The organism is Ensifer sp. ENS10 (assembly GCF_014852025.1).
In the GTDB taxonomy this organism is placed as follows: domain Bacteria; phylum Pseudomonadota; class Alphaproteobacteria; order Rhizobiales; family Rhizobiaceae; genus Ensifer.
On record NZ_JACVAS010000002.1, the window covers coordinates 185,731 to 212,087 of the forward strand.

At 62.6% G+C, this 26,357-nt stretch carries 21 protein-coding genes and 1 riboswitch; of the genes, 10 read left to right on the forward strand and 11 right to left on the reverse strand.

What is annotated here, in order from left to right; translation table 11 throughout:
- Positions 1-6: 6 nt before the first annotated feature.
- The gene (locus tag IB265_RS07850; protein ID WP_082641105.1) at positions 7-1,134 is read right to left on the reverse strand and encodes an ABC transporter permease; all 1,128 of its coding nucleotides are present in this window, start codon (positions 1,132-1,134) and stop codon (positions 7-9) included.
- A gap of 256 nt (positions 1,135-1,390) precedes the next feature.
- Between IB265_RS07850 and dgcA the strand changes: the two genes are divergently transcribed.
- The gene (gene dgcA / locus IB265_RS07855; protein ID WP_192494730.1) at positions 1,391-2,374 is read left to right on the forward strand and encodes an N-acetyl-D-Glu racemase DgcA; all 984 of its coding nucleotides are present in this window, start codon (positions 1,391-1,393) and stop codon (positions 2,372-2,374) included.
- Here the strand turns inward: dgcA and IB265_RS07860 are convergent.
- Together IB265_RS07860 and IB265_RS07865 are read right to left on the reverse strand one after the other, a co-directional pair.
- A complete protein-coding gene (locus IB265_RS07860; RefSeq protein WP_113399123.1) occupies positions 2,326-3,546 on the reverse strand; it encodes an MFS transporter in 1,221 nt (406 codons plus the stop codon). The genes dgcA and IB265_RS07860 overlap by 49 nt on opposite strands.
- A gap of 97 nt (positions 3,547-3,643) precedes the next feature.
- Positions 3,644-4,480 carry a UDP-2,3-diacylglucosamine diphosphatase gene (locus tag IB265_RS07865; RefSeq protein ID WP_058324085.1) on the reverse strand — a complete coding sequence of 279 codons (837 nt, stop codon included), beginning with the start codon at positions 4,478-4,480 and terminating at the stop codon, positions 3,644-3,646.
- A gap of 173 nt (positions 4,481-4,653) precedes the next feature.
- Here IB265_RS07865 and IB265_RS07870 point away from each other — a divergent pair, with 173 nt between their 5' ends.
- The 4 genes from IB265_RS07870 to IB265_RS07885 all read left to right on the forward strand — a co-directional run bounded on the left by IB265_RS07870 (position 4,654) and on the right by IB265_RS07885 (position 10,004).
- The gene (locus IB265_RS07870; RefSeq protein ID WP_057248882.1) at positions 4,654-6,966 is read left to right on the forward strand and encodes an NADP-dependent malic enzyme; all 2,313 of its coding nucleotides are present in this window, start codon (positions 4,654-4,656) and stop codon (positions 6,964-6,966) included.
- Between the two features lie 282 nt (positions 6,967-7,248).
- Positions 7,249-7,986, forward strand: a complete 738-nt coding sequence (locus IB265_RS07875; RefSeq protein ID WP_057248881.1) for a LuxR C-terminal-related transcriptional regulator — start codon at positions 7,249-7,251, stop codon at positions 7,984-7,986.
- Positions 7,987-8,128: 142 nt separating this feature from the next.
- Complete coding sequence (locus tag IB265_RS07880) at positions 8,129-8,770, forward strand: acyl-homoserine-lactone synthase (RefSeq protein WP_058324083.1); 642 nt, start codon at positions 8,129-8,131, stop codon at positions 8,768-8,770.
- 127 nt (positions 8,771-8,897) lie between these two features.
- On the forward strand, positions 8,898-10,004 hold the full coding sequence (locus IB265_RS07885) for a DUF2865 domain-containing protein (RefSeq protein WP_192494731.1): 1,107 nt from the start codon (positions 8,898-8,900) through the stop codon (positions 10,002-10,004).
- Positions 10,005-10,121: 117 nt separating this feature from the next.
- Here IB265_RS07885 and bluB read toward each other — a convergent pair whose 3' ends face one another.
- The 3 genes from bluB to IB265_RS07900 form a co-directional block, all read right to left on the reverse strand.
- Positions 10,122-10,817 carry a 5,6-dimethylbenzimidazole synthase gene (bluB, locus tag IB265_RS07890; protein ID WP_112996095.1) on the reverse strand — a complete coding sequence of 232 codons (696 nt, stop codon included), beginning with the start codon at positions 10,815-10,817 and terminating at the stop codon, positions 10,122-10,124.
- A 45-nt stretch (positions 10,818-10,862) separates the two neighbouring features.
- Positions 10,863-11,075, reverse strand: a riboswitch (cobalamin riboswitch).
- Between the two features lie 141 nt (positions 11,076-11,216).
- Positions 11,217-12,029, reverse strand: a complete 813-nt coding sequence (locus tag IB265_RS07895) for an SDR family oxidoreductase (RefSeq protein WP_192494732.1) — start codon at positions 12,027-12,029, stop codon at positions 11,217-11,219.
- 89 nt (positions 12,030-12,118) lie between these two features.
- Entirely contained in the window at positions 12,119-13,312 is a 1,194-nt protein-coding gene (locus IB265_RS07900; RefSeq protein WP_112996091.1) for a phytanoyl-CoA dioxygenase family protein, read from the reverse strand.
- A gap of 104 nt (positions 13,313-13,416) precedes the next feature.
- Between IB265_RS07900 and IB265_RS07905 the strand changes: the two genes are divergently transcribed.
- Complete coding sequence (locus tag IB265_RS07905; RefSeq protein WP_112996088.1) at positions 13,417-14,436, forward strand: LacI family DNA-binding transcriptional regulator; 1,020 nt, start codon at positions 13,417-13,419, stop codon at positions 14,434-14,436.
- Here the strand turns inward: IB265_RS07905 and IB265_RS07910 are convergent.
- The 5 genes from IB265_RS07910 to IB265_RS07930 all read right to left on the reverse strand — a co-directional run bounded on the left by IB265_RS07910 (position 14,411) and on the right by IB265_RS07930 (position 20,979).
- Positions 14,411-15,958 carry a GGDEF domain-containing protein gene (locus tag IB265_RS07910; protein ID WP_192494733.1) on the reverse strand — a complete coding sequence of 516 codons (1,548 nt, stop codon included), beginning with the start codon at positions 15,956-15,958 and terminating at the stop codon, positions 14,411-14,413. The genes IB265_RS07905 and IB265_RS07910 overlap by 26 nt on opposite strands.
- Positions 15,959-16,203: 245 nt before the next feature.
- Positions 16,204-17,937 (reverse strand): ankyrin repeat domain-containing protein, encoded by a 1,734-nt coding sequence (locus IB265_RS07915; protein WP_192494734.1) that lies wholly within the window; start codon positions 17,935-17,937, stop codon positions 16,204-16,206.
- Positions 17,938-18,102: 165 nt separating this feature from the next.
- Positions 18,103-18,930, reverse strand: coding sequence for a TolB family protein (locus IB265_RS07920; RefSeq protein WP_192494735.1), 828 nt, complete (start codon positions 18,928-18,930; stop codon positions 18,103-18,105).
- Between the two features lie 27 nt (positions 18,931-18,957).
- The gene (locus tag IB265_RS07925; protein ID WP_113737256.1) at positions 18,958-19,293 is read right to left on the reverse strand and encodes a hypothetical protein; all 336 of its coding nucleotides are present in this window, start codon (positions 19,291-19,293) and stop codon (positions 18,958-18,960) included.
- A 3-nt stretch (positions 19,294-19,296) separates the two neighbouring features.
- Positions 19,297-20,979 carry an NAD+ synthase gene (locus IB265_RS07930; protein WP_113737257.1) on the reverse strand — a complete coding sequence of 561 codons (1,683 nt, stop codon included), beginning with the start codon at positions 20,977-20,979 and terminating at the stop codon, positions 19,297-19,299.
- Between the two features lie 268 nt (positions 20,980-21,247).
- On the opposite strand from IB265_RS07930, the gene IB265_RS07935 reads away from it, so the two are divergent.
- The 4 genes from IB265_RS07935 (at position 21,248) to IB265_RS07950 (ending at position 26,215) form a co-directional block, all read left to right on the forward strand.
- Positions 21,248-23,179 (forward strand): LTA synthase family protein, encoded by a 1,932-nt coding sequence (locus tag IB265_RS07935; protein ID WP_082615755.1) that lies wholly within the window; start codon positions 21,248-21,250, stop codon positions 23,177-23,179.
- Between the two features lie 137 nt (positions 23,180-23,316).
- Positions 23,317-23,865, forward strand: coding sequence for a DUF1003 domain-containing protein (locus IB265_RS07940; protein WP_057248868.1), 549 nt, complete (start codon positions 23,317-23,319; stop codon positions 23,863-23,865).
- Between the two features lie 186 nt (positions 23,866-24,051).
- The gene (locus tag IB265_RS07945; protein WP_058324072.1) at positions 24,052-24,474 is read left to right on the forward strand and encodes a TadE/TadG family type IV pilus assembly protein; all 423 of its coding nucleotides are present in this window, start codon (positions 24,052-24,054) and stop codon (positions 24,472-24,474) included.
- A 1-nt stretch (position 24,475) separates the two neighbouring features.
- Positions 24,476-26,215: a pilus assembly protein TadG-related protein gene (locus tag IB265_RS07950; protein WP_192494736.1), complete on the forward strand. Its 1,740-nt coding sequence runs from the start codon at positions 24,476-24,478 to the stop codon at positions 26,213-26,215.
- Positions 26,216-26,357 lie beyond the last annotated feature (142 nt).

Genomic DNA, 26,357 nt, shown 5'->3' on the forward strand with positions numbered 1-26,357 from the left:
TCCGCCTCAAAAATCGATTGACGCGTAAAACATGGCGAAGAGCCCGTCGATCAGGATCACCACGAAGATCGACTTGACCACCGAGGACGTCACGTGACGGCCAAGCGATTCCGCGCTGCCGCCGACCTTCAACCCCTCGACGGCCGCCACCACCCCGATGATCAGCGCCATGAACGGCGCCTTGATCATGCCGGCGGCGACGGACGAAAAATCGACCGCTTCCTGCAGACGGGCAAGGAAGGTCGGGATGGTGATGCCGGAATAGCCCCAGGCAACCAGGGCTGCGCCGGTCAAGGCCGCGAAGTTCGCAATGATCGTCAGCAGCGGCAGAGCAACGGTGAGCGCGACGAGGCGCGGAAAGACGAGAACGCCGATCGGGCTCAGTCCCATTACCTTCAGTGCGTCGACTTCCTCGCGCATCTTCATCGAACCGATTTCGGCGGTAATGGCACTGCCGGAACGGCCGGCGATCATGATCGCCGTGAGAAGAACGCCGATTTCGCGCAATTGCAGGATGCCGACGAGATCGACAACGAAGACTTCCGCGCCGAAGTAACGGAGCTGGAACGCGCCCTGCTGCGCAATGATCGCACCGATCAGGAACGACATCAGCATGATGATCGGCACTGCCATCACGCCCATCCGGTCGATCTGGTGAACGATCGCCGCCGGCGAGACACCGCTGTGCCGCCCAAGCTTCAGCTGGGCGCCGCGCACCGCAGAGCCAAGAATATACATGGCAGCGACGATATCTTCCCAGGTCGCGATCATGACCTCGCCGACCGGCGCGAATATGCGCTGGAACAGCGGCACCCGCTCCTTGCCTTCATCGGGCGAACGCAGTTCTGCCGGCAAGGCGTCGATCAGCTCGACATAGCGCTGCCCGCCGTCGGCGAAGTGAACGTCATCTCTGGACGGCCCGACGACACGGGTCACGAAGCGGCGGATGATCCAGGCCCCGGCCGTATCCATCGCGGTCACGCCGGAGAGGTCGAACTGAGCGGCGCTGTCACCCTTGCGCGCGAGTTGGTCCAGCTTCGCCGCCATCGCCTCGGCTGTTTCATGCCGCCAGACGCCGGTGAAGACATAGCTTCGCTCGCCACCACTTTCGGCCAGCGCGACATCAGCGGTCATCTTGCGGGCAGGTTGCGACACGTGGCTTCTGTTTTCCCGAATTTCTACTGCATAATTCCCTGGATCGGGGTCGGTCTCAGGACAAATTTATGCAGCGGGCCTAAAGTGTTACAGCGAACTTTGCGCATCTCAACGCGCGCCGCCGTAAAGATTCGTAAATCCTTACACCGTCATAACCGCTCGTATCGTTGCTGTCACCCGAACCTTCGACCGGTGGCGATACCAGCCCTTCAGAATGCAGGCCGGAGACGTTTTCATGTCACTTTCTCTCGATGCAGCGGTGGAACATTTCCCGATCGCAGGCACCTTTACGATCTCGCGCGGCTCCAAGACGACGGCGAGCGTCGTTACTTGCCGAATCAGTGACGGCACCCACACCGGTTCCGGCGAGTGCGTGCCCTACGGCCGCTACGGTGAAACGATCGATTCAGTGTTGGCCGAGATCGCTTCCATTCGCCCGCGCATCGAGGCTGGCCTGACCCGTGTCGAACTGCAGCGCCAGATGAAACCAGGCGCCGCACGAAATGCCGTCGATTGCGCATTGTGGGACCTGGAGGCCAAACAGAAAAACAAGCCTGTTCATGCGCTTGCGGGCATAGCCTCACCCGACGCACTGACCACCGCCTACACGTTATCGCTCGCCGAGCCAGACACCATGCGCGAACAGGCGGCGAAATATGCCCACCGCGCACTCCTCAAGATCAAGGTCGGCACACCGGACGATGCCGCGCGTATCCGCGCCGTGCGGGCGGGCGCGCCCGAGAGCCGCATCATCCTCGATGCCAATGAGGGTTGGACGCCCGAAACCCTCGCCTATCATTTCGCAATCTGCGCCGAGGAACGGATCGACCTGATCGAACAGCCGCTCCCCGCCGGGCGCGACGAGGCGCTGGCGACGATCGCCCGCCCCGTGCCGATCTGCGCGGATGAAAGCGTGCACGCGACCGAGGACCTTGCCGCGCTCGTCGGCCGTTATGACGCGGTCAATATCAAGCTCGACAAGACCGGCGGCCTCACCGAGGCGTTGCGCATGCGTGATGAGGCCGTGTCCCTCGGCCTTAAGGTCATGGTCGGTTGCATGGTCGGCAGTTCGCTGGCGATGGCCCCGGCGATCCTGGTGGCCCAGGGCGCCGATTTCGTCGATCTCGACGGGCCGCTGCTGCTCGCCGAAGACCGCACACCCGGCCTGCGCTACGAGGCTTCGCTGGTCTTCCCGCCGGAGCCGCGCCTCTGGGGCTGAAGATACCAGGCGGCGACCGCAAAGCAGCAGCCGGCAAAGGCGACGACCGACATCGAATAGAACCCCTTCACCCCGTACCAGGCGTAGAAGTAGCCCGATAGGAACGTCAAGATCGCGGTGAAGATGCCGGTGTAGAAGAAGTAGAGCCCCTGGGCGGACGCTTCCTGGGATTCCACCACCCGCTCGACGAGCTTGTGCTGCATGCCGGTGTGCATGATCGCATAGGTGAAGGCGTGGAAGCACTGGAGGATGAAGTAGCCGCTGAAACCGAGATCCATCGGGAAGATGATCCAGCGCACCACGGCGAGCGAACAGCCCGACAGGATCATCACCCAGACGCTGAAACGGCGGCTGATCGCCTTGGCGAAGATGAACATCGTCACTTCGGCGGCCACGCCCGCGCTCCAGAGCAGGCCGATCTCGGTGCCGCTGTAGCCGATGTGCTGCCAGTAGATCGCCGAGAAGGCAAAAAGCATCGCGTGGCTGGCATTGACCAGCGTCACACCGATCAGGAGCAGCTGCAGGTCGAGCTGCTTGAGCGACTTCGGCGGCGGCTCGGTGAGCGCGGTGATCGGCGATGGCCGGCGCGGCTTGCCGACACGCGGCGCCGCATAGGCCATGGCAATCGTCAGGCCGAAACCGATCGCCATCGCCGGCAGCACCATGTCGCTGCCGAATATGCCGACCATCCAGCCGCCGAGCATGGTTGCGCCGATGAAGGCGACCGAGCCCCAGAGCCGCATATGGGCGTAGTCGAAGCCCCAGCGGCGGACGCCAGAAAGCGCGATCGCCTCGACGATCGGCACATAGGGCGAATAGACCGCCGATTGCAGCGTGTAGATGACCAGCACCGGCCAGAAGTCGCGGAAATAGAACAACACCAGAGCGGTTGCGAGCGACAGGAAGCCAGACCAGATCAGCACGATCGTCCGCTCGCCGAGGCGGTCGGCGATGACGCCGGCGATCGGCGCGGTGATGACGCGCACGAACATCGGCAGCGCCAGCACGACGCCGATCTCGAAGTCGCTCATCGAGAGCGTGCTGAGCCACATCGGAAAATACGGCATCGCGAAGCCGTTGACGATCAACGGCGCGCAGAAGAGCAAGGCGATGCGAAGCGCGAAATGGCGCGGCGGAGGGCCCACGGATGCGGGCGCTGAGGAGGGAATCATCGGCTGACCTGATGGCTGTGCTCAATCTCTAGCACAGCCCTGGCATGCCTCGCCATAACCTAGTTTTCGCGACAGGAGGTGACCTGTCGCTCTCCGGTTACGCAGCGCGCTGTGTCAGCAATTGGGCAAGCAGCTTGTCGGCTTCACCAGAGGCTTCGCCCTCAAGCGCGCCACCGCGCATCTGATGCCAGGTGATGAGTTCCATCGTGCCATCATGGTGCTCGGCGATCGCCGTGCAGCTTTCCACCCAGTCACCGGTATTGATGTAGCGGATATCGCCGATGTCCTCGATGACGGCATGGTGGATGTGGCCGCAGATCACCCCTTGAGCGTCGTGGCGACGGGCTTCCTCGGCAACCACCTTCTGGAACTCGCCGATGAAGTTGACGGCATGCTTCACCTGGAGCTTGGCCCAGGAGGAGAACGACCAATAGGGCATGCCGAGGCGGCGGCGAATGGCGGCCAGGCCGATATTGATGGCGATCGCCGTGTCATAGGCCCAGTCGCCGAGATAGGCGAGTACGCGGGCATTGCGGACCACGACGTCGAATTCGTCGCCGTGCAGCACCAGATAATTACGGCCGTCGGCACCCTCGTGCATGTAGCGCTGCGCCACCTCGATGCCGCCGAAGTGCACGCCGGGAAAATCGCGCAGGAACTCGTCGTGATTGCCGGGGATATAGACGATGCGGGTGCCCTTGCGGGCCTTGCGCAAGAGCTTCTGGACGACGTCGTTGCAGTTCTGCGGCCAGTACCAGCTGCGCTTCAGCCGCCAGCCGTCGACGATGTCGCCGACCAGCACGATCGTCTCCGCTTCGTGATGCCGCAGGAAATCGAGCAGGAAGTCCGTCTTGGCGGCCTTCGACCCGAGATGGACGTCGGAGATGAACAACGTCCTGAGCTTTCGTACGGAGTTGTCTTGCTGCGCCGTCATGCCAGCCTCGTCTTTAATTACGCTTCCTGCCCCCGTGAAAACCAGACTCGTGTTTCAGGAAGATGACATGAGCGCCTTGCCGCCGGTCTGGCCGCCGAAATCAGCACGGCAAAACTGTACCTCGCTCCGAATTCATGCCAAAAGGCACGACCACGAATGAGGAATGTGAGAGCATGAACACGGGCGACAAGACGAAATCCCACATCGGTCCGGCCAGCGGCGACATCGACCAGCAGGCCCTTTTCTTCCACCGTTACCCGCGCCCGGGAAAGCTCGAAATCCAGCCCACCAAGCCGCTCGGCAACCAGCGCGATCTGGCACTCGCCTATTCGCCCGGCGTGGCCGCGCCATGCATCGCCATCCGCGACAACCCGGAAACGGCCGCCGACTACACGGCGCGCGCCAACCTGGTCGCGGTCATCTCCAACGGCACGGCCGTGCTCGGTCTCGGCAATATCGGGCCGCTCGCCTCCAAGCCGGTGATGGAAGGCAAGGCCGTCCTTTTCAAGAAGTTCGCCGGCATTGACGTCTTCGACATCGAGATCGACGCTTCGTCCATCGAGCGCATGGTCGACGTGATCTCGGCGCTGGAGCCGACCTTCGGCGGCATCAACCTTGAAGACATCAAGGCACCGGAATGTTTCGAGGTTGAGCGCCAGCTGCGTGAAAAGATGCAGATCCCGGTCTTCCATGACGACCAGCACGGAACGGCGATCATCGTCGCCGCCGCCATCCTCAACGGCCTGGAACTCGCCGGCAAGGATATCGCCAAGGCGAAGATCGTGACGTCGGGTGCCGGTGCGGCAGCACTCGCCTGCCTCAACCTGCTCGTCATCCTCGGCGCCAAGCGCGAGAACATCTGGGTGCACGATCTCGAAGGCCTCGTCTACAAGGGCCGCGAAGTGCTGATGGACGAGTGGAAGTCCATCTACGCCCAGGAGAGCGACAACCGCGTGCTCGCCGACAGCATCGGCGGCGCAGACGTCTTCCTCGGCCTTTCCGCTGCCGGCGTCCTGAAGCCGGAGCTGCTGGTTCAGATGGCCGAAAAGCCGCTGATCATGGCGCTTGCCAACCCGACGCCGGAAATCATGCCGGAAGAGGCCCGTGCCGCCCGCCCGGATGCGATGATCTGCACCGGCCGCTCGGACTTCCCGAACCAGGTCAACAACGTTCTGTGCTTCCCGCACATCTTCCGCGGCGCGCTCGATTGCGGCGCAAGCACGATCAACGAAGAAATGAAGATGGCGGCGGTCCGCGCCATTGCCGGCCTTGCCCGCGAGGAGCCGTCCGACGTTGCCGCCCGCGCCTATTCCGGCGAAACCCCGGTCTTCGGCCCCGACTACCTGATCCCCTCGCCCTTCGATCAGCGCCTGATCCTCAGGATCGCGCCGGCCGTCGCCAAGGCGGCCGAGGAAAGCGGCGTCGCCACCCGTCCGATCCAGGATTATGACGCCTATCTCGACAAGCTGAACCGCTTCGTATTCCGCTCGGGCTTCATCATGAAGCCGGTGTTTGCCGCCGCGAAGAACGCCCAGAAGAACCGCGTGATCTTTGCCGAGGGCGAAGACGAGCGCGTGCTGCGCGCCGCCCAGGTGCTGCTGGAAGAAAGCACGGCCCGGCCGATCCTGATCGGGCGTCCGCAGATCATCGAGACGCGCCTGCGCCGTTACGGCCTGCGCATCCGTCCGGATGTCGATTTCGAAGTGGTGAACCCCGAAGGCGATCCGCGCTACCGCGACTATGTCGAGGATTATTTCGCCCTCGTCGGACGCCTCGGCGTCATCCCGGAGGCGGCCCGTACGATCGTGCGCACCAACACGACGGTGATCGGTGCGCTTGCGGTCAAGCGCGGCGAAGCCGATGCGCTGATCTGCGGCGTCGAAGGCCGGTACTCCAGGCACATGCGCGACGTTTCGCAGATCATCGGCAAGCGTGAAGGCGTGCTCGACTTCTCCGCCCTCAGCCTGCTGATCTCGCAGCGCGGCGCGACCTTCTTCACCGACACCTATGTCAGCTACTGCCCGAGCGCCGAGGAGATCGCGCAGACGACCGTCATGGCCGCGCAGGAAATCCGCCGCTTCGGCATCACGCCGCGTGCAGCGCTCGTCTCGCATTCGAACTTCGGTTCGCGCGACTCGGAAAGCGCCACCAAAATGCGCAAGGCGCTTCAGCTCGTGCGCGAACTCGCGCCTGACCTCGAAGTCGACGGTGAAATGCACGGCGATGCGGCGATCTCGGAAGCGCTGCGCCAACGCGTCATGCCGGACAGCAGCCTGCCGGGTGAAGCCAACCTGCTGGTCTTCCCCAATCTCGATGCCGCCAACATCACGCTCGGCGTCGTCAAGACCATGACCGACAGCCTGCATGTCGGTCCGATCCTGCTGGGTTCGGCGCTTCCCGCGCACATCCTTTCGCCTTCGGTCACATCGCGCGGTGTCGTCAACATGGCGGCCCTCGCGGTCGTCGAAGCCAGCCATCCGGGCTGACATGATACCGCGGAGATCGCCTTCGATCTTCGCAGCTATCAGGCGCCAGACCGGCGCCCCCAATGCCATATCCAGGCGTCGCGCAGTTGTTGAGCGCGACGCTCTATCGCCCGAGAATCACAGCGGAATCATCCTCTGCTGCCCGCTCGCGCGATCCGGTCGCAAGAACCGGCAATCGAAAATTGCAAAATTGGCACCACACACCAAACGGGTAAGTTTGCGCTGGACAAAAGGTGAACCTCTAACCATGCTGTGGCTTCGGACGAGATTCGGTGTTGTGGCATGACTGAGCAGCAGGCTGTCCTCGACATGCTGGAAATCCTGGAAGGCGGGGGCTGTGTCGAGCCCGCTCATTTCTTTACGCTGATGCGCCGCACGTTCCGCATTGCCCATCTCCTGTACCTCGAAGCCGAGCCCTATGCGGACGAGCTCAAGATCTGCCGCCTGCATCACACCTTCGGCGCCTATGCCGCCGAGATCTACCGTTCGCGCGGCCTTCACCGAATCGATCCGATCCTGAAGCTCGCGCTTGGCGGCGTGCGCCCGGTGGAATGGACGATGGCGCGACATCGGTTCCCGGAATGCGAGCCTTTGTTCCAGGCCGCGCAGGAAATCGGCATTTCCACCGAGGGCGTTGCCTTGCCGCTGCCATCGCCCGCAGGTCGGACGGCGCTGCTGGCAATCAACGTCAACATGCCGGCCGACGAATGGACGGCCTATCGGCGCCAACATCTGCGCGATTTCCAGCTCGCCGCGAATCTTTTCCATGCGGCCATGCTGGAACATGGCGCAATGGCCGGCGGCCTTTCGGCGCGTGACATGCGCCTCACCGGTCGCGAAACCGAGGTTTTGACCTGGGCCGCCGCCGGCAAGAGCTATTGGGAAATCGCCACTATCCTCGGCATTTCCGAACGCACTGTGCGCTTCTTCATGACCAATGCGAGGCGCAAGCTGAATGTCGTCTCCAACACGCAAGCGGTCGCCCAGGCCGTCCGCCATGCGCTGATCCCCACCGTTTGACGCAGCTCGCGCCAATGCCCTCCCAAAACCCCTCGAAATCTAGTGGGAAATATCGCTGATTTAAACTGTCACTACCGACAGTTACGCGACCGCCGCCAGCCTGACAGCATCCGCCCATCCCAAGACAAGGATGGAGAAAAAGATGATCAGGATCCTGAACGGAAAGACCCGAGCACAGCACCCGCAGGCCGTCGACGACATGTTCCGGCTGCGCAAGCGGGTCTTCCACGATTTCCTGAAATGGGACGTTCAGACGGACGGCGCATGGGAAATCGACAACTACGACACGGCGAACCCGCTCTATGTGCTGTCCTACGCTCCCGACGGCCGGCTGCGTGGCTCGCTGAGGCTGCTGCCGACGCTCGGTCCCAACATGTTGGACGATACCTTCCCGATCCTGCTCGGCGACAATCCGGAAATCCGCAGCGCCTCGGTGTGGGAATCGAGCCGCTTCTGCATTGAGCCTGAGATTTCGCAGGACCGCGCCTCCAATCAGGTGACGATCGCCGCCGCCGAGTTGATGTGCGGTGTCGGCGAACTCGGTCTCGCCTCCGGCATCAGCCACATCGTCACGGTCACCGACGTGTTCCTGGAGCGCATGTTCCGCCGCATGGGATGCCCGGGCGAGCGCATTGCCGAACCCCATCGCATCGGCTCGGTCTTCGCCGTTGCCGTCGCCTGGGAAGTGACTAACGACCTGCTTCAGCGCATGAAGGCCATTGCCGCCATCGAAGGCACCGTTCTCGAACGCCCGATGTCGCTCGAAACCGCCCGCGCCGCTTGAATGCCATCGCCGGCCGGAGCCGTTAACGCAAACCGCCGCTTGTCGTTGCACGATCACCGACAAGCTCTATGATGGAGGTGAAACAGGAATTGCCGCTGGCAGCCGCCCATATCAGAAGGCCGGCATCATGCGGCATCAGGAAGAGACTTCGCCCGTGTTCCCGCGCTTGAAACACGTCGCTGTGGTGCTTGTGCCGCTGGCCCTGGTCGGTGCCGATCCTTCGCTGGCATCGACCGTGTGCGACCGGCTGAATACCCGGCTTGCGCAACTGCCCGACATGGTCGCCACCACTGCGGATGCCCGGGACTATGCCAGCGCCATCTCACGACAGAATATCGAGCTGCGCCGGGCGAAGAACGACCGCCGCCGCGCGGGCTGCGGTGGCGGCAGCGTCGTCACCTTCGATGGCGGCGACCCCGACAGCTGCGGGGAGCTCGACAGCCTCATCGCCGAGATGGAAGACAATCTGCGCATGCTGAAGTCGGAGCGCGAGCAGATCGTCGCCGGCGGCAGCGAAGACAGCCGCCGCCGCATCCTTGCCGCGCTTGAAATCAACGGCTGCTACAGCGACAGCGAGGAGTTCGCCAGCGTCGAGCCCGAAGAGCCCGAAACGCACCGCAACATCATTGCCGACCTGCCACCTGAGGACGCCTACGGGCCGATGCTCGGGCATAACGAAGACAGTTATGCGCCGCAGGATGGCTATTACCGCGGAACGCTCAGGACCATGTGCGTGCGCACCTGCGACGGCGCCTTCTTCCCGATCTCCTCGGATGCGACGCCGGCCGACTTCCCGCGTGACGAACAGGCCTGCCGGGCGCGCTGCCCTGGCGCCGAAACGGAACTCTACTTCCACGATATCAACACGGAAGAGAGCGAACAGATGGTCTCGGCCGTGACCGGGCTACCCTATACCGAAATGCCCAATGCGTTTGCCTATCGCACCCGCGGCATCAGCAAGCCTGGCATGTGCGGCTGCCAGATACCGCAGACTGCCGCAACCTCGCCGAAGACGACCGGCACCAAGATCGGCGACGATCAGTCGTCCATCGTCGTGATCGAAACCAAGAAACCGGCGGACACCACGACCGCCAAGGCGCCGGCCGAGGAGCGGCCCTACGACCCGTCCAAGAGCAAGGTGCGCGTCGTCGGCCCGACCTTCCTGCCGCAGGAAGAAACCTCGATCGACCTGAAGCACCCGAAGGGACCGGCCTATCAACCGGTCCAGAACTGATCCTGGCGCCGCCTTAAAGCCCGTCGCGATCTTTTAGATTCGCTCATTGCACTTTAAGTTTTTGATACTTCGCACGTCGTTATCGCAAAACCGCTGCGCACTTTTGCGAGACGGGTTTTAGGAACTCTCGCCGCAGTTCCCCCAGCCTTCCTCAAACACCAGCTCTTCCAGCGGCAGGCGTTGCCGCCATCCCTTCACCGCCAGTTCGGGCTGCTGGTAAAGGCGATCGACATAACCGAGGCAGAGCCAGGCGACGATCTCGATATGATCGGGAATGCCGAGGATCGCCTTGATCTCGGCCTCGTGAAAGATGCTGACCCAGCCGACGCCAACTCCTTCGGCGCGGGCCGCAAGCCACAGGTTTTGCACGGCGCAAACCGTCGAATAGACATCCATCTGCGGATTGTGCGTGCGGCCGAGAACGACGGCGCCGCCGCGCGTGCGGTCACAGGTGACGCAAATGCTGAGCGGTGCCTTGCGAATGCCTTCGAGTTTCAGCGAGCGGTATTTGGTCTGCTGCTCTGCCTCGAACATCAGCGCCGCCTCATCATTGGCGCGGCGAAACGCCTGCCAGACGCGCTCGCGCGTTTCTGCCCCCCGCACCAGTACGAAATTCCAGGGCTGCATGAAGCCAACCGACGGTGCACTGTGCGCCGCCGTAAGCAGGCGTTTCACCAGATCGTCGGGAAGAGGCTCTGCCAAGAATTCGTCGCGCACGTCGCGGCGTGTTTCGATAGCGCGGTAGACAGCCTCCCGCTCATCCAGCGAGAAGGCACCGGCAGCCGCAAGGCCGCCCTTCGGTTCAGTCAGCATCGTTCGATCCCCAACAATGCGAAAACCTCCCGCCGTCCGCGCGGGGTTCGGTCTATCTCGCCAGGCCGGTCTTCTGACTTCGGTTCAACCGGTCGCCTCACCTTCCCAGATCGATTTAAGATCCAGTGGCAAAACCTTGAATCAATTCAAGGCACTTGTAGAGGCGACCGTCCCCGTCACAGCGTTGGGCACGTTCCGGAATGACACCGGATTCCCGATTCTCCCGCTTGCGCGGGCACCTGACGGCGTCATAAGGGCACAGCCACCAGCGAAAGACAAGCGCCCGTCAGAGCGGGATGAGGAAAAGTGCACGCAGTTTTCCGCCCGCATTCCGCTCTAACTTCTAAGGACCGATCACGTTTATGATTTTGGATCGATCCGACCCAAAATCTTCGTGATCTAGAGCGGCGCCACCGGATGGGGCGAACCGTCATAGCCGCCCCAGACCGATTGGTCGAAGCAGATCACCGATCCGGTCATCAGCCCGGATTCCGCCGAAGACAGGTAGGCGCAGGCTCGCGCCACCTCGGCCGGATCGACGAGCCTGCCGAAGGGTTGGCTGGCGGCCGCCTTTTCGAGCCAATCCGCGGCAGCGCCGTGAAATTCGCGCTGGATGCGGTCCTCGCCTTCGGAAGCCATCCAGCCGATATTCAGGCCGTTGACGCGGATGCGGTTGCGCAGAAGCGCATAGGCAGTGTTCTTGGTCAGCGTCTCCAGAGCGCCTTTCGACGAGCAATAGGCCGCAATGAAGGGCTGCCCGGCCATTGCCGACATCGAGCCGATATTGACGATGGTGCCTTCCGTTCGCTCGCGCCGCATCACCTTCACCGTCTCCTGCATCAGGAAGAACGGCGCCCGCACATTGATGGCGAACATCCGGTCGAAGAGTTCCGGTGTCGTGTCCAGGATCGTGCCGCGATCGGTGATGGCGGCGGCATTGACCAGCGCATCGACCCGACCGAATTCCGCATCGCAGGCGGCAACGACCTTGCGCGCGTCGTCCACCTTTTCAAGATCGGCCTCGACATAGACCACTTTCGCGCCGCTTGCCTTGCCGATTTCTTCGGCCTTCGCCTTTCCCTTGGCGGTATTGCGTCCACAAATGACGATACCCGCCGCACCGCGTTCGGCGAATAGACCGGCGATCGTTGCGCCCAGCCCTTGCGTGCCGCCGGTGACGATGGCGATCTTGCCTTGCATCTGTCCGTTCATCGAGTTCCTCCCTCGCAGATGATCGTGTGAAACAGCTACGGCTCCCGAGCGAAACGCACCGGGAGCCTGTCAATTGTGAGACTGACCCGTCAGCTCAGCTTGCGCTTCGCCTGCGCGTCGAGTGCCGACTGAAAATCCTGCTCGCTCGTTCCTGCGGCCAGTGCCTCGCGCATCAACTGCGCCTGGGTCTTCGGCGCCAGCCCGCCAAGCGGCGGATCGCGGTCGAGATTGGTTGGGAAGGAATAGCCCTCGGCGCAGGACGCGATGGCATTGGCCGCTTCCGCTTCGGTCAGCTTGCCCTTCGCCAGCAACGCCTTCAAGGCCGGATAGAGCGTCGCGCTCATCGTCAGCCGATCGACCGTTTCCATCGCCCGGCCAAAGGCCGAGGACACCTGCAGCAGGTTCGCCACGCGGCGGATGTCGGTGGAGCGGTTGTTGCCGGCGGCGTGGAAGAGCGCCGGATTGAAGAAGACCACATCGCCCTTCTCGAGCGGAAGCTGGACATGATGCTCGTCGAAATAGGCCCGGAACTCCGGCCGATTGAGCGCCAGATAACCCGGCACATAGGTCTGGCTATAGGGCAAAAACAGGGTCGGCCCGCTTTCAAGCGGCATGTCGCAATGGGCGACCGCCCCTTGCAGGGTCAGCACCGGCGAAAGCTTGTGAACATGGAGAGGGTACTGCTCGATCACCGCGGCGGTCTGGAAGCCGAGATGGTAGTCCCGGTGCGCCGATTGTGCCGCGCCGCCCGGATTGACGCGGTTCACCTGCGCCGTCATCTGGTAATTCGGCCCAAGCCAGGCTTCGCTGACAAGCGCAATGATGGCATTGCCGTAGTAGGCGGCAAAATTCGCCGGCGCCTTCAGGCAGTGCTTTTCCAGCGAGTTCCAGATGCGATCATTGGCGCCAGGCTTGGCGAAGTGGTCGCCGCCGCCGCTGTTGCTGCGATGCTGCTCCTCGATGATCTCGTCGAAGACGGTGCTCGCGACATCCACCGCGGCGGTGTCGGCAAAGGCGCGCTTGAAGACCGCCACACCGGGGCCGGTCGCCAGCGCCTCACAGATTTCGGCAAGCACCGCCCGCCGCGTTTCTGCATTGCCGCAGGCGGCAATCAGCTCGACGCTATTGTAGATCAATACGTTCTGGTCGCAGCTTGAAGCATAGGGATAGTCGGCCAGGTTGGTCCGACGCTCGACTTCCGCGCGGAACGCTTCGATATCGCAGGCCGCTTCGGTGAGCCAGACACGCTCGATCCGCTGCCTCGCACTGTTGTCGGTCTTCATCCCGTTTCCTCCTCCGGAACATCTTGATGGACACGACTATAGGCGGCGGCAAAACATGATATAGAGCAAGAATCCATCAAAAATCCATCAGGAGAGCAGCGGCGATGGCCCATCCGTTTCTGGTCAAGGACATTGCCTTTCAGGCCGGCCTCAGTACCGCGACGGTCGATCGCGTGCTCAACGAGCGCCCGGGCGTTCGCCGCCAGACCATCGCCAGGGTTCGCGCGGCCATCGAGGAGCTGGAGAAGCAGCAGGCGGGGCTCGACATTCAGGGCCGCAAGTTCGCGATCGATATCGTCATGGAGGCGCCGGAGCGCTTTACCGATGCGGTCCGGCGAGCCTTCGAAAGCGAGGCCATCACGCTGGCGCCGACGATCTTTCGCTGCCGTTTTCACTTCGCCGAGACCATGCGCCCGCAGGACATCGCGCAACTGCTCGACCGCATCCGCCTGCGCGGAACCGACGGGCTGGTATTGAAGGCGCCGGATGTGCCCGAGATCGTCGGCGCCGTCGCACGCTTCGAGACAGGCGGTATTCCCGTCGTGACGCTGGTGACCGACCTTCCCAACTCCCAGCGCACCGCCTATGCGGGCGCCGACAACCGGGCGGCCGGAGAAACGGCTGCCTATCTGATTGGCGAACGCTTTGCAGGTGCCGCGGCCACGGTCCTCGTGACGCTATCCAGCGGCCGCTTCCGCGGCGAGGAAGAGCGGGAGATCGGCTTCCGCCGAGTGCTGCGTCAGCACTATCCGACAATCAGGATCGTCGAGATCAGCGAGGGGCATGGTCGCGATAGCGAAACCGGCGCGCTGGCGGACGCAGCGCTCGCCGCCAACCCCGACATCAATGCCGCCTATTCGATCGGCGGCGGCAACCGCTCGGTGCTGGCAGCCTTCGATCGCCTCAACCGCAACTGCGCGCTCTACATCGCCCATGATCTCGACGATGACAATCTGGCGCTGCTGCGCGCGCGGCGCATTCATTTCGTCCTGCATCACGACCTGAAGACCGACGCGCGCACGGCCTTCCGCACCATCATGCTTTACGGCCGCGTGCCGTCCGCCGCAGTCGGCCCTCAGCTTTCGGCCGTGGTGGTCATCACGCCCTATAACGTACCGGAGTAGAAAAATCGCCCAGGCCGCTTGGCCCGGCGGTTGGCTGCTCGCCGGTGGTTTCACCCGGCAGCACCGTATCGTCAGCGGTCTCGACGCGGTTGCGGCCACGTCGCTTGGCAAGATAGAGCGCCTCATCTGCCGCCAGCAGCAAGGCACGCGCGGTCAAACCATGGCGCGGCGCGAAGGCGATGCCGGCGCTGCCGCCGACGACCAGCAGCTGGCCGTTGAACCCAACTGGTGTCTGCGCATCGGCGACAAGACCGGCCGCAAGCCCACGGGCTTCGGCCTCGCTGCAATCGCCGAGGATGATTGCGAACTCGTCGCCGCCGAGCCGTGCCACAGTACCCTTGGGTCCGGCGCGGTTTCGGAAACGCTCGGCCATAGCGACAAGAACAGCGTCGCCGGCCGCATGACCATAGCGGTCGTTGACCGCCTTGAACGCGTCGAGGTCGGCATAGACGAGCGTGAACGGGTGCGTCTTTGCCTTCAACAGCGCCGCCGCCAGCATGTCGTCGAAGCCGCTGCGATTCAGCAGCCCCGTCAGCCGATCGTGCTTGGCGAGGTGCCGGTTGAGTGCCTCGCTCTGCTGCAAGGCGGCAAAGAGCGTCGAGAAGCGGAAGGCAACGAACGCCATCAGCAGCGCTGCGACGATTGCCATCACGATGACGCTCGGCAGCAACTCGGCGCGCACGAACCCGCCAGGCGATTGCGGCATCCAAGCCGCCACCAGACAGGAGGCGTCAGAACAGCGGCCGACCGATGTGTAGACGCTGCCCTTCGGCCGCTCGGTCAATGGCACGAAAGCAAGACCCCGGACGCCCAAACGCGTCGCGATCTCTCGCGTCATCTTGGCCGTCACCGGTCGCACCGAAACCATGAGCACCGGCGCCCGGCGCTCCGCTGGAACGGCCAGCGTTTCCGGGATGACCGCCTGCACCACGGCGACGCTCATGCGCCCGTCGATCTCGCGCAAGTCCACGGCGTGGATCCCGGGTACGGACGGCATCAGCGATTGCGGGTCGGGCGTCACGACATCGAGCACGTAGGAGCCGGGGTTGTTTCTGAGCACGTTATCGTAGCGGCGTTTGGCCTCGTCGAGCAGGTCATCGACCTCTTCGAGCGGGACACGGGCCGTCTCGCTCGGCACGGCAACACCGTCCTTCAACACAGTCGACGTGTTGTGATCCACGCCCGTCATGATCAGCCAGGAGAAGCCGTAGTCTTCCCACAGCCAGCCCGACAGCTCGTCCGCAACGAATGCGTCGCTGACGTGCCCCTTGGCCAGTTCTTCGTAGGTCTTGTCCCAGAAGGAAAGCTGCGCCTGAAACTGAACGACGGCATCCATCTGGTGGCGCAGTTCGTTTGCCACCAGCCGGCGCTCCGCCGAAAGGCCGAAGCGATCCGCCTCGGCGACGGACCGATCCAGAACGAAAATGAGGCTCGCGATGATCAGAACCGCGACCAGGGTGCAGGCGGCATGGATCGCCCAAACCGTTCTGCTCCGCTTCGCCAGCCGCAAAGTCTTGTCCATGATGCGATCGCCCCCTCGTCCGGCCGGCTGTCGCGCGCATTCTCGCGCCTCTCCAAGCGCGATACGCAGCCACGGCGGCCAACTTGGGCAGCACCGTAGCGATCAAAATCAAAGTTTGGCTTAAATAAGCTGGTGTTGAAATACTTAACGATTTCAACCGGCTGAATCCGCCAGCAATCAGCAGTCGCAGGCGGATTACAGGGAGCGCAAACCAATGTCAGCGCTCCCCATTTGGACGGAGCGTTCTATTTCGGAACGGCTGCCGGGCGCAGCAATGCGATGACCTCCTCATTGCCCTTGTCACGCGCCAGATCTCGTATCGAGGGGCCCGCGACACCGTCACGTATGCCGGCGTTTGCGCCTCGATCGAGAAGCAGCCGCACAGCGGCCGGCTGCCCGTTGACCACGGCGAACGCCAGTGGCGTCATCCAATCCTGTTGCGGTTCCGGACGGCCGCGCCCCCGGAACCTTCCGAACGGCGTTTCGAGCAACTCTGGCTCCCGATCGAGGATTTCGGCAACCCATTCGACCATGCCGAAGGCCGCGGCCGCGAAGATATCCAGCGGCTGCTCCTTCAGGAAGCGCACCATCTCGGCCTTGCCGTTGTACTCGGCCCAGCCGATCGGCGGCGCATGGTGGTAGGGATCACGGGCCGTTGAATTGGCACCGTGATCGAGCAACAGCTTCGCCATATCAACATTGCCGTGCAGTGCCGCCTCGTGCAGCGGCGTGCGCGATGTCATGCGGTTGACGTCGAAGCCGAGCGACAACATGAGCGTGGCTTCGGCGCGCCTGTCGTCACCCGCCGCCTCGTGCAGAAGCGCCGGATGCGCGGTCTGCGCGCGTGTGATCAGCGTCGGATCCGCATTAACGAGCGCCCTCGCCGCATCGGCCTTCATTTCTGAGATAGCCCGGGCCAGCCGGTCAACATCGTCCAGCGGTGCCTCCGTTGCCCCGCGCGAAACGAGAAACGCAGCCAGCGCCGCATCACCGCCGAGCTCTGCCCATTGATAGGGCGTCCGGCCCTTGATGGGACGATTGACGTCGGCACCATGCTCGACCAGCAGGCGCACGCGCTCGCCCATGCGTTTTTCGAGCGCCCAGGCGAGCTGGTAGTCGAAAACGCGTTCGCCGTTTTCAACGAAACCGCCATCGTTGCGAACCAGCCAATTGTTCCGATCGTTGGCGCCAAGGCCATAGTCGAGCAAAAGCTTGAGGCACGTGTTGTCCGGCTCGAACATCCGGTTGTACAGCGCCTGGCTGTCATTCGCCCTGGCACCGGCATCGAGCAGCAGCCGCGCGAAAGCGACGCAATCCGGATGTTGCGGCTGCCGCTCGGGGCCGGCCTCGCCTTCGCCGAAGACGCCCGTCAGCGCCGTGAAGCGGTACTGACCGTCGTCAAGCCAATGCGCATCGGGACTGGCACCCCGTTCGATCAGGCGTCGGCCGGCGGGCAGAGAGGAATGGCCGGGAACCCGGGCATAGGCAGCGTAGAGCAACGGCTCCCAGTCATACGGCCCGCCGCGTTTGCCTACGAGTTTCGGATCGCGATCGAGCCAGCGGTCAATTGCCTCTACGTCGCCGAGCGCGGCTGCAACGTGGATGCTGTCGCCGGCGATATCGGGATGTTCTTCCAGCAGTGCAAGCGCCTGGGTGAACCGCTCGGGATCAGCGGCTATGTCGCCGAAGTAGGAGACGGTCGCCAGAGACAGAAAGCGGTTTGCAAGCTGCTCGGTTGCAGGTGCATTGCTCCCGGATTTCTCAAGATGCCGCTTCAGCCGTGTCCAGCTCGAAAAGCCGAACTCGCGGGCGAGCACCAGTTGCGCATCCTGGAGCCCCATTGCAGCGGGATCGGCAAAATAGGGAAACGCCCGCTGCCTTGCACTGGCATCATCGGCCTTCACGGCTTTCAGAAAAGCCTTGGCCTGCTTGCGGATCGTTTCGAGGGTAAGGTTCGCGGGAAGATCGCGCGCGATCATGAAAGACCTCCTTTCATTCACGTCCGGTATCCGCGCCCACAGACTGAAAAGAGGTGTGGCAACCAAGTTCAGTGAGACAGGTGGGCCTTGCCCTTCCCGCGGATCGGATGCGCCCTGCGAACGAGGTCATCGCTAGCACGCTGCCCTTATACTTGTCGAGCGCGCTCAGCTTTCAGGCTGATACCGAACGAAGGCGAAGCGATCGCCTGACGGCGACCAGTTGGGAACGTTGATGGTTCCCTGCCCGCCGAAAAGTTCGAACAGGATGCGCGGGTTGCCGCCGTCCATATCCATCAGCCGCAGGCGGACATCGAGATCCCTCGGATGATCGAAAACATCACCGTCATAGGAGAGCACCAGCAGATGCTTCCCATCCGGCGACGGATGCGGAAACCAGTCGCCATAGGGGCTGTCGGTGATGCGCGTGACGTCACTGCCATCGGGGCGGATGCGCCAGATCTGCATGCGTCCGGTGCGGCTGGAGTTGAAATAGATCCATTCGCCATCCGCCGACCAGTCGGGTCCGTCGTTGCGCCCTTCCCCGTGGGTCAGCCGCTGCTCCTCGCCGCCATCAACCGAAATCGTATAGATGTCGAAGACTTGGTCGCGGATGCCGCAATAGGTCACCCTTCCCCCATCCGGCGACCAGCCGTGCCAATAGGACGGCAGATTGCGGGTGACGAGCCGCGGCGTGCCGCCTCTAGCCGGCAGCAGATAGATCGCCGACTTGCCGAACTCGGTCTTGTCGCTGATCGCGATCGTGCCGCCATCGGGCGAAATGCCGTGATCGTTGTTGCAGAGCGTGGCAAAGCCGGTGTCGATCTCCACCGGCTCCGAACCGTCGAAGCCGAGGCGATAGAGCCGGCCATCGCCGTTGATGACCAGATGCGTGCCGTCCCGCGACCAGTTCGGCGCCTCGACCAGCCTGTCGGTCTGCCAGACGACGCGCGTTTCACCGGTAACGATGTCATAGGTCTCTATGGAACTGCGCATCCCTTTCTCCCGCCACAACCAAGGCAGCTATTTGCGTTCTTCGCCTCTCGGCAGCGTCGCCGAGACCTTGGCGCAGATCGACTGCATCAAATTGGAATTGCGTTGGTCTCGCCAGGTCGAGACGACGCCCCAGGCCAACAGCAGAAGGATGCAGACGAAGGCCACGCCGACGATGGCGCTACTGCCGCTTGCAAGACCATAGATGCCGAAGACCGCCGGCGTCGCGAAATAGGCGATCTGCGCCGAGAGCTGCCGGCCAGCAGAAACGTCGCTCAGCGACCACAGCCGGATCAGCCGGATTTCCTCGTCCGTGAACTCCGGACAGCTTTCCTTGCCGTCCCGCCCTTGGCCGAACGCGCTCATCGGCTACCCTCGATCGCGGAAGCGGTTGGTGATCGGGTACCGCCGGTCGCGGCCGAAATTCTTCTTGGTGATCTTGACGCCCGGCGCCGATTGCCGCCGCTTGTATTCGGCAATGTAGAGCAGGTGTTCGACCCGGTGAACCGTCGCCTCGTCATGGCCACGGGCGACGATCTCGTCCGTCCCCATTTCCTTTTCCACCAGGCATTCGAGAATGTCGTCGAGTACCGGATAGGGCGGCAACGAATCCTGGTCCGTCTGGTTGGGACGCAATTCAGCCGAAGGCGCTTTGTCGATAATATTTGGGGGAATGACGACGCCAGAGGGGCCAAGCGCGCCCGGCGGAACCGTGGTGTTGCGCCAGCGCGAAATCGCATAGACCTCCATCTTGTAGAGATCCTTGATCGGATTGAAGCCGCCGTTCATGTCGCCATAGAGCGTGGCATAGCCGACCGACATTTCCGACTTGTTGCCCGTCGTCACCACCATCGAGCCGAACTTGTTGGAGATCGCCATCAGGATGGTGCCGCGGGTACGGCTCTGCAGGTTCTCCTCGGTGATGCCGGATTCGGTCCCCTCGAACATGTCGGAGAGCGCGCTTAAGAACCCTTCGACCGGCTCGGAGATCGGCACGATATCGTAGCGGCAGCCGAGCGCTGCGGCACATTCCTTGGCGTCCTTCAGCGATTCCTGCGAGGTGTAGCGATAGGGCAGCATGACGGTGCGCACCCGCTCCTCGCCGAGCGCATCGACCGCCAGCGCCGCGCAGATCGCGGAATCGATACCGCCGGAAAGGCCGAGTACGACGTTCTTGAAGCCGTTTTTGTTCACATAGTCACGGAAGCCGAGCATGCAGGCGCGGTAGTCCGCCTCCTCGCGCTCCGGCAGGCGCGACTGCAGCCCGCTTTCGCAATGCCAGCCGCTTTCGCCCTTCTTCCATTCGACGATCGAAATCGCCTCTTCGAACTGGCTCATCTGGAAGGCGAGAGACTTGTCGGTGTTGAAGGCGAAGCTTGCGCCGTCGAACACCAGTTCGTCCTGGCCGCCGAGCTGGTTGGCATAGATCATCGGCAGGCCGGTCTCGAGCACCTGCTTGAGGACCACCTGGTGGCGCACATCCACCTTGCCACGAAAATAGGGCGAACCGTTCGGCGACAGCAGGATTTCCGCGCCGCTTTCCGCTAGTGTCTCGCAAACGCCGAGATCGCCCCAGATGTCCTCGCAGATCGGAATGCCGATGCGCACGCCGCGGAAATTCACCGGGCCCGGCATCTCGCCCTGGTCGAAGACGCGCTTCTCGTCGAACTCGCCATAGTTCGGCAGATCGACCTTGTCGCGGAACGCGATCACCTTGCCATCGTCAAGCACGGCCACCGAATTGTGCCGGCCGGTCTTGGCCTGGCGCGGGAAGCCGATGATGACGCCCGGGCCGCCGTCCGCCGTTTCGCTCGCGAGCTTCTCGACCGCCTGGAGGCAGGCCTTCAGGAATGCCGGCTTCAGCACGAGATCTTCGGGCGGATAGCCGGAAATGAACAGCTCCGTCAAAAGCAGGAGATCGGCGCCCTGGCGCGCCGCATCGGCACGCGCCTCACGCGCCTTGGCCAGGTTTCCGGCGATGTCGCCCACCGTCGGATTGAGCTGGGCGATTGCGATGCGCAGGAGCGAGGGGGCGATCTTGTGAGCGGTCATGAGCGGGCCTGTCGGTCTGTTCTGAGCGATTGCGTCTGACTTTCGCAATGTTCTTTAGCGCAATCCGCCGGAAAATACCCACAGGCAATCGCCGCTCCGCGAAAAAAACCGAAAAATTCTGTCTTTCCCGGTTCTTATGAAGGGCCGTTGCAGCGCCCTCACGCGACGAAAAGCTGTTCCCAAACCCCGTTAAGAAACCATTCATCCCCTGTTCAAAATGACGGGCGTATGACAGTTACACGACACATTTATGAAACTGGAGAACATGTTGGCTAGTATCGATTCCGCTGTCGCGAGAGGTTCGCGCGTCTATGTCGATAGACCCGGCTTCACCGCACGGCACGCCAAGACGCTTGCGGCCACCCGCAGCGCATTGTTCTCCCTTTTTGTCGCAGCCGCTCTCGTCTTCGCCGTCGAGCTGATCGTGCGCCAGTCGATGGCCGATACGCTCGCCTATATGCTCGACCCGACGCGCCCGGCGCTGACGACTGTCGGTGCATTCTTCCTGATGCTGCTGGCCGTCGACGGCATTTTCGGTCGCGAACATAAGTCGGCCGTGGTGATTGCGCCGCTCGCCATCATACCCGCCGTCGTCTGCCAGCAGAAGCAGGTCTTCCTGTCCGATCCGCTTTATCCGACCGATTTCCTGTTCGGCCGCCAGATCATGGAATTGATGCCGGTGCTGGTGAAGGACCGCCCCTGGACCGCCGTCGGCATCGTCGTCGGCCTCATCGCCGCCGTTGCCGCCATCGGCCTCTTGCTGCGCTACGCCTGGCGCAATTTCCCCAAGCTGACGCGCCGCGAGCGCATCGCTCGTGCGGCCTTTGCGCTGCCGCTGCTCTTCGCCTTCTGGCACATCATGGATTACAACCAGTTCTCCTGGATCCGTGATCGCCTGAAGGTCATCCCCATCATGTGGGACCAGACCGAGAACTATAAGCACAACGGCTTTGCGCTTGCCTTCGCCATCAACCTGCCGATGGCCAATGTCAGCGCGCCCGCTGGCTACATGGCCGACGCCATCGATCGCATTCCGGTGAAGCCGCTTCCGGCTGGCACCTCGCACCGCGGCAAGCCCGACGTCATCGTGCTGATGAGCGAATCCTTCTGGGATCCGACCCGCCTGCCCAACGTCAAGCTCTCGCCCGATCCGATGCCGACGATCCGCGAGATGCAGTCGGGCAACGTCTTCTCGCCGGAATTCGGCGGCATGACCGCCAATGTCGAGTTCGAGGCGCTGACCGGCTTCTCCAACGCCTTCCTGCCCTATGGCAGCATTCCGTACCAGCAGTACATCCGCAACCCGATCCCGTCGCTCGCTACCTTCTTCCGTGGCGAAGGCTATGTCTCGCGCGCCATCCATCCCTTCCAGAGCTGGTTCTGGAACCGTACCGCCGTCTACAAGGCCTTCGGTTTCGACACCTTCAAGTCGGAAGAGAACATGCCGCCGATGCAGAAGCGCGGCATCTTTGCCTCGGACGAGTCGCTGACGCATGAGATCATCCGCCAGGCCGACGCCATGGACGATCCGTTCTTCTTCTTTGCGGTGACACTGCAGGGCCATGGCCCCTATGAGGCAAACCGCTATGCCAAGAACACCATCAAGGTCGAAGGCAACCTGCCCGAAAGCGACCGGCAGGTGCTGGAAACCTATGCTCAAGGCATCAAGGAAGCCGACGAGAGCCTGAAGAAGCTGATGGACTGGGCAAAGAAGCGCGATCGCGAAACGATCATCGTGCTGTTCGGCGACCACCTGCCGCCGCTCAACACGGTCTATACCAGCACCGGCTTCATGAAGGGCGTCACGGCGGAGCGCAAGGGCTCGAAGGACCAGATGAAGGCGCAGCACGAAACGCCGCTCGTCGTCTGGTCGAACAAAACAGGCCCGAGAAAGAACGTCGGCACGATCAGCCCGGCCTTCCTCTCCTACCAGATCCTCAAGCAGTCCGGCTACGAGCACCCCTATTACACCGGGTTCCTCGGCAAGGTTCATGACCAATACCGGGTCGTCGACCGCTACATGCTGATCCGCAGGAACGGCAAGGAAGTCGCCGAGTGGTCGCGCCAGCCGAAGGTGCCGGCTCTCTTGCGTGACTATCGCTTCCTGCAGCACGACATGATGTTTGGAGACCGCTTCTCGACCGACCGGTTCTTCAAGTCCCACGCCGACCTCTTCGCAAGCGCGGCCGAGACCCACTGAACCACGAGCGCCGGACCGGCCACACCCGGTCCGGCTCTTCATGCTCTCGGTCGGCCAGATTTTTCCGCGACGCAAAACCGCCACGCACATTTGCTGGAAATGCTCTAGATTTTCTCCGGTCAACCCCGGAGATCGCCATGCCGCATTTCAACAACATCTCGCACCAGTTCTTCGGCAAGCCGCTCAGCGAACTCGGCGAGATCGAGCGCCGCATCCTCGCCTACGCCCGCGAGCGGCGCACGCTGACCACCGATACCAATGCGGCCTTCGCTGCCGAGCAAACCTTAGGCGACAGGCTCGCCGACAACATTGCCCGCGTTGGCGGCTCCTGGAGCTTCATCGTCACCTTCTGCAGTTTTCTCGTCTGCTGGGTCATCGTGAACTCGGTGCTGTTGGTGACCGGAGCGTTCGACCCCTACCCCTACATCTTTCTCAACCTCGTGCTTTCCATGCTTGCCGCACTGCAGGCCCCAATCATCATGATGTCGCAGAACCGTCAGGCCGAACGCGACCGCTTCGCAGCGTCCAAGGACTACGAGGTCAATCTCAAGTCGGAAGTCGAACTGATCGCCCTGCATCACAAGGTCGACGACGTGTTGCTGCGTGAGATTTCGGAACTGCGTGCCGACCTCGCAACGCTCAACCGCCAGCTCGAGCACTACCGTCCAGCACCCGGGCAGGACTGACCGAACACCCACGACACGCAGGATCAGATCCCGCGGTGCCGCGGCGTAGCGCGGGCGCCCACACCCCCGCTTCGCTGCCATCGGCAACTTATTGGAGTATGAAAAAATTAATATTTGAGGACCATCTTATGGGTGCAGGGACATTCGAAAAAAAATACAGCAACGTGGGTACGCGGAGATGCTGCAATGTCCAACTTCAAGCGCCTTTTCGGCGGCCGAGACGGCGCCGCTGCAATCGAATTCGCAATCATAGCGCCGCTCTTCTTCCTTTGCGTGCTGACCTTGATCGCCTACGGCGTCTATCTCAGCACAGCGCATTCCATACAGCAGATCGCCGCCGATGCCGCGCGCACAGCCATCGCTGGACTATCCCAAGGCGAGCGTGAACGCCTCGCGACCGACTACATCCGCCGCACCACGATGGATCAGGCCTTCATCAAATCCTCGCGTATGACCGTGACCGTCAAAGACGACGCCAGCAACGCCAACCAGTTCACCGTTCGGATCAAATACGACGCCGCCGACCTCCCGATTTTTAACCTTTTCACGTTCGCGATGCCGAGCAGCCAGATCGAGCGCTTTGCAACCATACGCGTGGGAGGGGTCTGACATGGCGTGGAAATCAACGCGACTGCGCACGCTGCTCCGATCACAAGACGCCAATATCGGCATCTCTGCCGCACTGGTCATGCCACTGGTCATCGCCTCAATGGGGCTCGGCATCGACTACGGCTATCTCACCGTGCAGAAACGTGAGATGCAGTCGGCGGTCGACCTTGCCGCGATCGCAGCGGCCGCCAATATCACGTCGGCCGAGAAGGCCGTGCTCAACCATTTCTCCAACAATGGCCTCAACTACGCCGTGGCCACGCCGACCGGGCTGATGACGGTCGATGGCAAGGTGCTGCCGCTGAGCGATGTCGGCACGGGCAAGGTGGATGGCGTGGCCACGCTGGCGCGCGGCCGCTATATCCCCGACCCGTCCGTCGAGGCCGGACAGCGCTTCATCAAGGACGCAACGCCGACCGATGCCGTTCAGGTTCTGCTGGAAAAGAAAGGCCAGATCTTCCTTGCCTCCATGTTCAGCGCGCCGCCGGATTTAAGCGTCATCGGCACGGCCGCCAGCTCCAAGATTGCCGCCTTCTCTGTCGGCTCGCGTCTCGCCAGCCTGAACGACGGATTGTTGAATTCGATCCTCGGGCAAATGCTCGGCACGACCATCTCCCTCAAGGTGATGGATTATCAGGCTCTCATCGACGCCGACATCGACGTCCAGCCGTTCCTGAAGATCGTCGCGACAAAGCTGAACCTGACCGCCGCCTCCTATGAGGACGTGCTGAAGGCCAATCTGACCATGCCGCAGTTGCTCTCCTCGATGCGGCTCGTCCAGGGTCTTTCAGGCACAGTGACAGCCGCGCTGAAGAGCATCGAGCTTTCGACCGCAAACAACAAGAAGACCGTCACACTGGCCCAGATCCTCAACCTCGATCCGAAAAAGAGCCTGCAGATCGATGCCGGTTCCGATTGGGCGATGAAGATCAGCGCGCTGCAGATCGTCTCCGCGGCCGCCGCAATTGCCAATGGCGAACACCAGATCGCGCTCAACGCCGTGACCGGGCTTCCCGGCATCGCTTCTGCCAAGGTCAAGCTCGCGATCGGCGAGCCGCCGGTCCAGACGCCCAGCCACCGCCTCGGAACCCCGGGGGCGGCCGTGCGCACCGCCCAGACCCGCCTCGCCGTCGAAGTCAACGTCGATGGCCTTGCGGCCCTTGCCGGCATCCGCATCAGACTGCCGATCTACGTCGAACTTGCCTATGCCGAGGCGAAACTTGCCGACATCCGCTGCTACGGCGGTACTCCGGAAAACGCGGCGGTCAGCGTCGACGCGGTGCCGGGCATTGCCGAGATCGCGATCGGCGACGTCGACCCGGCAGTGCTCTCGAACTTCTCGTCGGATGCCCGCGTGCAAAGGGCCCGCCTCGTCGATGCCCTCGTCGTCAAGATCGATGCGCTCGCTCATGTCGAAGCACAGAACCTCAAGGTCTCGCGCCTGAGCTTCAGCCCATCCGAGATTGCGGCTCGATCGATCAAGAGCGTCTCCACGAAGGATATTCTCACCTCCACGACCCAAACGCTGCTCAACAACCTCGACGTCAACATCCAGGTTCTGTTCCTCACGCTCGGCAGCCCGACGATCGTCCAGCAAGCCCTGGCCCAGACCTTGGGTTCCGTCACCAAGCCGGTCGATGATCTCCTCTACAACCTGCTCCTGCTCGTCGGCGTCCGGGTCGGCGAGGCCGATGTACGCGTCACCGGCGTCAAGTGCCAGCCGCCTGTGCTGGTGCAATGATCGAGATCCAGCAATCGAACGGGGCGCCTGACGGCTGAACGTCAGGTGCCCCGTTTGAACAAAATCGGTTGTTCGCACGTTATGGGCAAGCTACTCCTACTAAAAGGGGTTAGGCTGAGTGGCGGCTGGCGACCGGGCATCT